Origin of the sequence: Microcoleus sp. B7-D4 (assembly GCF_036705125.1) — a bacterium.
Classification (GTDB): Bacteria; Cyanobacteriota; Cyanobacteriia; order Cyanobacteriales; family Microcoleaceae; genus Microcoleus.
On sequence record NZ_JAUBTT010000189.1, the window covers coordinates 1 to 6,936 of the forward strand.

The 6,936-nt window shown below is 44.9% G+C and carries 6 protein-coding genes and 1 pseudogene; 4 read left to right on the forward strand and 3 right to left on the reverse strand.

Annotated elements, in window-relative coordinates; all coding sequences use genetic code 11:
• From QUB12_RS36180 to QUB12_RS36190, 3 genes and pseudogenes are all read right to left on the reverse strand, one after another.
• Window positions 1–308, reverse strand: a pseudogene (locus QUB12_RS36180) (RNA-guided endonuclease InsQ/TnpB family protein); the annotation flags it as partial.
• A gap of 179 nt (window positions 309–487) precedes the next feature.
• Window positions 488–1,126 (reverse strand): IS607 family transposase, encoded by a 639-nt coding sequence (locus QUB12_RS36185; protein ID WP_333141882.1) that lies wholly within the window; start codon window positions 1,124–1,126, stop codon window positions 488–490.
• A gap of 815 nt (window positions 1,127–1,941) precedes the next feature.
• The gene (locus QUB12_RS36190) at window positions 1,942–2,847 is read right to left on the reverse strand and encodes a CoB--CoM heterodisulfide reductase iron-sulfur subunit B family protein (RefSeq protein WP_333141881.1); all 906 of its coding nucleotides are present in this window, start codon (window positions 2,845–2,847) and stop codon (window positions 1,942–1,944) included.
• A gap of 541 nt (window positions 2,848–3,388) precedes the next feature.
• Here QUB12_RS36190 and acpP point away from each other — a divergent pair.
• From acpP to QUB12_RS36210, 4 genes are all read left to right on the forward strand, one after another.
• Window positions 3,389–3,643, forward strand: a complete 255-nt coding sequence (gene acpP, locus QUB12_RS36195; protein WP_333141880.1) for an acyl carrier protein — start codon at window positions 3,389–3,391, stop codon at window positions 3,641–3,643.
• A gap of 97 nt (window positions 3,644–3,740) precedes the next feature.
• A complete protein-coding gene (gene fabF, locus QUB12_RS36200; protein ID WP_333141879.1) occupies window positions 3,741–4,994 on the forward strand; it encodes a beta-ketoacyl-ACP synthase II in 1,254 nt (417 codons plus the stop codon).
• Between the two features lie 175 nt (window positions 4,995–5,169).
• Window positions 5,170–6,477, forward strand: coding sequence for an AAA family ATPase (locus QUB12_RS36205; protein WP_333141877.1), 1,308 nt, complete (start codon window positions 5,170–5,172; stop codon window positions 6,475–6,477).
• On the forward strand, window positions 6,471–6,878 hold the full coding sequence (locus tag QUB12_RS36210; RefSeq protein WP_333310930.1) for a hypothetical protein: 408 nt from the start codon (window positions 6,471–6,473) through the stop codon (window positions 6,876–6,878). Before QUB12_RS36205 ends, QUB12_RS36210 begins: the two co-directional genes overlap by 7 nt.
• Window positions 6,879–6,936: the final 58 nt, after the last annotated feature.

The window sequence follows — 6,936 nt, forward strand, 5'->3', positions numbered from 1 at the left end:
ATATTTACGAACCAGCGTCCCTTATTGTAGGTGACTTCTACTGCCTTGTCATAGTTGATTAAGCAGGAATCCTGCCCCGTCCAGAGAGGTTTTTCTAGACCTTTGCTAGCATTGAGCATTAGATGACCGTTCTTATAGTCACCCGGAGCGAACTGAATAGTCTGTTTTTGGGCTCGAATTGACCTGAATCGAGCTAATTTCAATCCGACTAAAGGATTGGGTTTTGCCTTTTTTCCTTTACCTAACTGAGCTGGCTGTTTGTCGGTTTTCTTCCAAGCTGTATAAGCCTCGAAAAGGGCGTTGTCCAAACTATGTGCTATTCCCAATTCTTTGCACCATTCCGGGATTATCTCGCAACAAGCGAGTTTTACAGTAACTCCGAAAAGCTTGCTTACCGGAAGTTTTTGAGACTGGCTGATTAGTCTTTTTGTCTACAGTGTAGTAGGTGAACTTTCCTTGATGCTGATTCAGGTAAGCGATTGCATTGTTATACACTTTGCGATTGGCGTGAATTCTCAACATCCAGACTTTCTTCGTCTCCCCCTTTGGGTAAACTCGGTACGTCATAGTCTTCAATGATTTGCTTTTTATACTTTCTGAGTCCGTACAATCGGCAACTGAAGACGTGGATGATGGCGAGTATATCTTCAACCATTTCTCTTTCGGGACTAAGTGAACTATTGTTGAGAACCAGAATCTTACACCCGCCCCGCTCCGCGAACCATGAGATAAGATCGAATCCGAACCGGCATAATCTATCTTTTGAGGCAACGACAACCATTCCGATGTCGCCTGTGTAAATGTGTTCCAATAGGGCGATAAGACCTTTTCTTTTGAAGTTGAGGCCACTCCCGATGTCTTGGATGATTTCACATCCGGGGTAGCGAGACAGAAGAAAGTCAGCCTGTCGAATAAGGTCGGCTTTTTGACTTCGACTGCTAACTCTGGCGTAGAGGATGGTTGGTTTAGTAGATGGAATATTGACAACTGAGTCTCCGTCGTAGCGTCGCTGTCCTGACGGCGTTCGGTATGCTTTGATTTTCCCTTCTTTTTCCCACCTTTCAAGGGTTTTTGAACATACTCCAAGTCGTTGAATAGCGATTCTTGGTGGTACATATGTGGACATATTGGGTTTTTTGAGTGAATTATCTCAGTCTACATCAATTGTCTGCCTTATGGCAGGAAATGTCTAAGAAAAACTCGTCCTGGAGATTACTCCTTGTCAATAGCTAGGCAGTTAGGAAGTCTTAAAAAACTATTTTGTGTAATTGTATACAATTTCTGTGATTTGCATATTAACCTACCAGCCCCACACTTGCTTTTGAGTCTAGATCCGGGCTACGGTATGCGGTCTAGCAATCGCAGTCTAACAAGGGCTGGCAACGGAACTGAGGCATCGGTTATCAGTGGTGTAGCCACCGTGCAACGCCGTTCGCTGAAGCCCCCGTCGTTAGACCGCTTCATATTTTGGTGGTGTCAATAGCTTAAAGAACCCATTTGGGCTCTCTGATGACGAGCTAAGATCAGAAATAAATGGCATTGTCGAGCAACTTCACCGACAACGAGTGATAACTCCGCAACGCCATTGCTGCCCCACAAGAAGAAGACTAGACCACCTCTGGGGACAAAAGGACAAATTTAGGACTTACCCACCGGGGCTCAGAAACCGGGTTTTTTTACGAAAAAACAAAGGTTGTGACCCGCAGATTCGGTAAAAAACCCGGTTTCTTTGGTATGTGTGCGTCCAGGACTGAAATTGTGGACGGTATCTTCTATCAACTCAAGAGTGTATAAGCGCGATCTATCGTCCCGCTAGCACTCGCCTATAATTCCGCTCTAACCGGATTTGATTTGAGAAAAGACTAAAGTCTTTACTACCAACCTGGATTTAAGATGAGAAAGGACTAAAGCTCTTACTCCAAACCCGCGCAAATCGATCGACTAAAAGCCTAATTTTTCTAACACGGGCTTAGTTGACACAATATGTCGATCGATCCCTAGTTTTTTTGGCTCCACACCCAAAGCCAAAGCCACCAATTGCGACAAATGCAACACGGGCAAACCCAACTTGCGCCCGATTACTTTTTCCACCTCCGGCTGCCGCGCATCCAAATTTAAATGACAAAGCGGACAAGGAGTAACCATACAATCAGCGCCATTGTCAAGAGCATCTTGAATATGTTTGCCTGCCATCTGAAAAGATTGGTTAGTGGCATAACTCGCCAACGGCCAGCCACAGCACTGCGTCCGGCCTCGATAGTAAACCGGAGTGGCCCCGATCGCTCGAAACACATTTTCCATCGATTCCGGTTGGTGCGGGTCATCGTAAAGCAGCTTATCCTGAGCTCGCAGCAGATAGCACCCGTAAAAAGACGCGCACTTCAAACCTGAAAGCTTGCGGGTGACTCGCTTCTGCACCTCGTCGAGCCCGTAATCTGCAACGATCGCCCACAACAGATGTTTCACCTCGGTACTGCCTTTGTAAGGCGAACAGCCTTGTTTTTCCAGTAAACCGTTGACTTTTTCTATGTAGTTGGGATCGGTTTTCTGAGATTCCTTGAGGCGATCGTCCACATGACCGATTACCCCTTGACAAGTGCTGCAATGTGTCAGCAAAGGCAGATTCAGTTCCTCAGCCAAAGCAATATTGCGAGCGTTGACAGTATCTTCGAGTAACTGCGAATCTTCCTTGAAAGTGCCAGAACCGCAGCAGGAAGCTTTTTTGAGTTCCACCAGTTCAATCCCCAAGGCTTGAGTCAGCGCTTGGGTAGACAGGTAAAGTTCACGGGCCGCCCCTTGGGGAACGCAACCAGGAAAGTAAGCATATTTGAGATTTGGGGATGGCATAATTGTTTCTGCAGGGGACACAAGGTTCGGGACAAGAAACTTGAGCGATCGAAGTCTGGAGGCTTCCTGCTTAGTTTTCCCTCTTTATAATTAACGTATCACCGCCTAGCTAGGAGCCAATTGTCAGCTTTTCTCAAGCATTTTGAGTTGATGACTGACAATCAAGCATCCAGGATACAAGCCCCCGGGTTCATTCCGAAAGCAGACTCAGGACCGGTGAAATAAAAAACCTGTATCCGAGAAACTTGCCCTCCGAATTTATCCGTGGAGTCAATGCTTCAATCTAAAATCTAAAATCTAAAATCTAAAATCGATTGACGCACCATCGACCCAAAATTCCGGTTCCTCAACGTTATCAGGTTGCTAAACGAGATGATTGATTGTGGGCTATGGGTTTTTTCCTTAGTCGTAGGCTTGCTGCGATCGTCCGTGTCCCAATTGTCCCTGGCCCGTGTCACTTAGAAAAGCGGCCAGCCTTTGTCCTGCCGATCCCCCTTTCGGATAAGATTAGATACGCAGCAACCAATGAGGACACGATGTTATGAGCCAAGACGATATTTTGACTAGAGTCCAGAAAATTGTGAAAGAGCAACTGGAAGTCGAGCTGAGCGAAGTCAAGCCCGAAGCCAACTTTGCTAACGATTTAGGAGCAGATTCCTTAGATACAGTAGAGCTGGTAATGGCCTTGGAAGAAGAGTTTGATATTGAAATTCCCGACGAAGCAGCCGAAGGAATTACTACGGTTCAAGCTTGTGTAGATTACATCAGCAGCCAACTTGCAGCTCCAAAAGCATAAAATACCTGTCTTTTCCCCTAAGAGGAGAGAAGTTAGAAAACTGGAAACTCCTCTTTTGTTCTGCGTTCTGGGTGTTTAATTTTTTGAAACAGAAATCATGACAAATTTAGAGCGTAAGCGCGTTGTTATCACGGGTCTCGGCGCGATTACACCGATCGGCAATACCTTGTCTGAATATTGGGACGGGTTGCTTGCCGGGAAGAATGGTATAGGCCCGATCACCTTATTCGACCCGTCGCGGCACGACTGCCGCTTTGCCGCAGAGGTGAAGGGTTACGACCCACACGACTATTTAGAGCGCAAGGAAGCAAAGCGGATGGATCGCTTTGCTCAATTTGGGGTGTCAGCGAGCAAGCAAGCTCTTGCTGATGCGAAGTTTGAGATTAACGACCTGAACGCAGAACAGGTGGGTGTCATTCTTGGCACTGGCATTGGCGGCCTGAAGGTTTTAGAAGACCAGCAAGAGATTTATCTGAATCGCGGCCCCGATCGATGCAGCCCGTTTATGATTCCCATGATGATTGCGAATATGGCCGCGGGCCTGACGGCGATTCACACGGGCGCTAAAGGGCCAAACTCTTGCACGGTGACGGCTTGCGCTGCCGGGTCAAATGCCGTGGGCGATGCGTTTCGCTTAGTTCAGGCGGGTTACGCCCAAGCCATGATTTGCGGCGGTACAGAAGCTGCGGTGACACCTTTGTGCGTGGCAGGTTTTGCTGCGGCGAGGGCGCTTTCGACTCGCAACGATGACCCGACTCATGCTTCTCGTCCGTTCGATCGCGATCGGGATGGTTTTGTCGTCGGCGAAGGTGCTGGCATTCTGATTCTAGAAGAAATGGAACACGCTCTGGCGCGTGGCGCGAAGATTTACGCAGAAATCGTCGGCTACGGTTTAACTTGCGATGCGTATCACATGACTTCTCCGGTACCGGGGGGGAACGGTGCGTCGCGCGCGATGGCTTTAGCGCTCAAGGATGGGGGTTTGACGCCGGATCAAGTGAGCTATATCAACGCTCACGGCACGAGCACGCTTCCCAACGATTCTACTGAAACAAAAGCGATTAAGCAGACTTTGGGAGACCACGCTTACAAAGTAGCAATTAGTTCTACCAAGTCAATGACCGGTCATCTTTTGGGCGGTTCTGGGGGAATTGAGGCGGTGGCGACGGTAATGTCGATCGCCAATGACAAAATCGCGCCGACAATTAATCTGGAAAATCCCGATCCTGAGTGCGATTTGGACTATGTTCCTCATACAAGCCGCGATCTAAAAGTTGATGTGGCGCTGTCGAATTCTTTTGGATTTGGCGGCCACAACGTGACTCTGGCATTCAAGAAGTTTGTTCAGTAACGGGTAATTTGAAAGTCGAGAGTTAAAAGGTGAAAAATTAATTTTTCACCTTTTAATCTTTAGATAAATTTTAGATTTGGCGATCGGCTATTAGCTGTAGGTGCAAATTTTAAATTATTGTAGGGTAGGCATCTTGCCTGCCCTAACCTTTCTGAAGTATAACCGGAGCGATCGTATGAATCAACCAATTCTTCGATTTTTGACAACCAAGAATTATAAAAATCTACACTTAGATCCATCTGTAAATTTAAACAACCTTAATATATTTATAGGCTCAAACGGTTCAGGCAAAAGCAATTTCATCAGTTGTTTAAAATTTTTAAAAGATTGCCTAATAGCTATTCCTGACGCAAATCGGGACGTGAGTAGTTTTGAGGATGCTGTTTCTAAAATTGGTGGTGGTAGAATTTTAGATGTCAATGTTGAAAGTCCAGCGAAGGTCAGTATAGCTTGCTGTTTTTCGCAAATTAACCAAACTGGTAATCTTCAAAAAGACAGCGCAATTCTTGATTTCAAACTTTATACCGATCGACAAAAAGTAAGGGCGAGCATCTCTGAAGAATATCTATATGGCGGAGAAGATTTGCAGGAAACTTCCCGCCAGCCACCTTTCTATTACTATAAATTGCATAACAGAGAATTAGGGCAAGGAGTTTTATCTGTTTACAAGTCTCCCGGTCAAGAGTCAGCTCAGTTTGAACCTTTAGATAACATTCCTACAAATTCTTTTGGTTTGTTGACAATTCCGACACTGCTTGAATATACTTTCTTACCACCAGAAATTATACCTGTTTACAAAATTAGAAGAGAATTAATTGAATTTATTTCAAAATGGCAATTTTATAATGCCAATAACATGAATTTGAGTTTAATTAGAACCGCAGAACCTAAAATAGGTGGAAGTGATATTTACCTATCTGCTTCGGGAGATAATCTGCCTTTAGTCTTGTACAATTTAAACCAAAAATCTATCAATTTTGAAGATAGCATTAACGAGGCAATGAAGTCCATCCTGCCAAAAACTCGTCGCCTTAGAGCTTTACCTTCGGGTCGCCTATCTCTCACTGTAGAATGGTATTTTGAAGGTATTGATGATGAAGCATTTTACCTAAATGAAATGTCGGATGGAACTGTCAGGATGCTTTGTTGGGCAACTATATTACATTCTCCACTCCTTCCTTCTTTGATAGTCATTGATGAACCTGAATTAGGATTGCACGTCTCGTGGATGCCAATTTTAGCTGAGTGGATTAAAAAAGCTGCCACCAGAACTCAGATAATTATTACCACGCATAGTCCCGACCTTTTAGATCACTTTACCGATCGTTTAGAGAATGTTCTTTGTTTTTATCCCGAAAACAGAACGTATTTCTCAGTCAAATCTCTTTCAAAAGAACTGCTGAAGCCAAAACTTGAAGAGGGATGGCAATTGGGCGACTTATACCGTGTTGGCGATCCAACTATTGGAGGATGGCCGTGGTAGTGTGGGTTTTCTCTGGTGGCGGTGAGGCTGAGGTTAGAGGATTCTTTCCTTTTTTAGAAAAAACTTTTCCGGGCTGTAGATTTGAACGAAAAACACCAGTTCGTCAAAAACCCGGCCCTAAAGCTAATAAAGCAGGTAGTTATGGAAGAACAGGTCAAAGCTTAATCGAGCAAATCAAGCAAGAATTGCCTATCGCCTTAAAAGCGGAAGCAAATAAATGCGACTTGATTTTAGTTTTTGACGATTTGGATTGCCGCGATTCTCAGACACAAAAATCAAAAATATTGGCAGAGTTATCAAAAATACCCGAATGTGCTGACATCGAAAAATTTGTTGGGTTTGCCGCGCCGGAAATCGAAGCTTGGATTATTGCTGATTGGAATAAGCTGTTCAGCATCTAAAACGCATATTGCATAGTATAATATGATGATATTTATAAAAAGTCAATGCCTACTAAAA

What these genes read in the sequence shown, in the direction of transcription:
- QUB12_RS36190 (WP_333141881.1), bottom strand. Translation starts at nt 2,847, where the DNA reads ATGCCATCCCCAAATCTCAAATATGCTTACTTTCCTGGTTGCGTTCCC.
- QUB12_RS36185 (WP_333141882.1), bottom strand. Translation starts at nt 1,126, where the DNA reads ATGTCCACATATGTACCACCAAGAATCGCTATTCAACGACTTGGAGTA.
- acpP (WP_333141880.1), top strand. Translation starts at nt 3,389, where the DNA reads ATGAGCCAAGACGATATTTTGACTAGAGTCCAGAAAATTGTGAAAGAG.
- QUB12_RS36205 (WP_333141877.1), top strand. Translation starts at nt 5,170, where the DNA reads ATGAATCAACCAATTCTTCGATTTTTGACAACCAAGAATTATAAAAAT.
- fabF (WP_333141879.1), top strand. Translation starts at nt 3,741, where the DNA reads ATGACAAATTTAGAGCGTAAGCGCGTTGTTATCACGGGTCTCGGCGCG.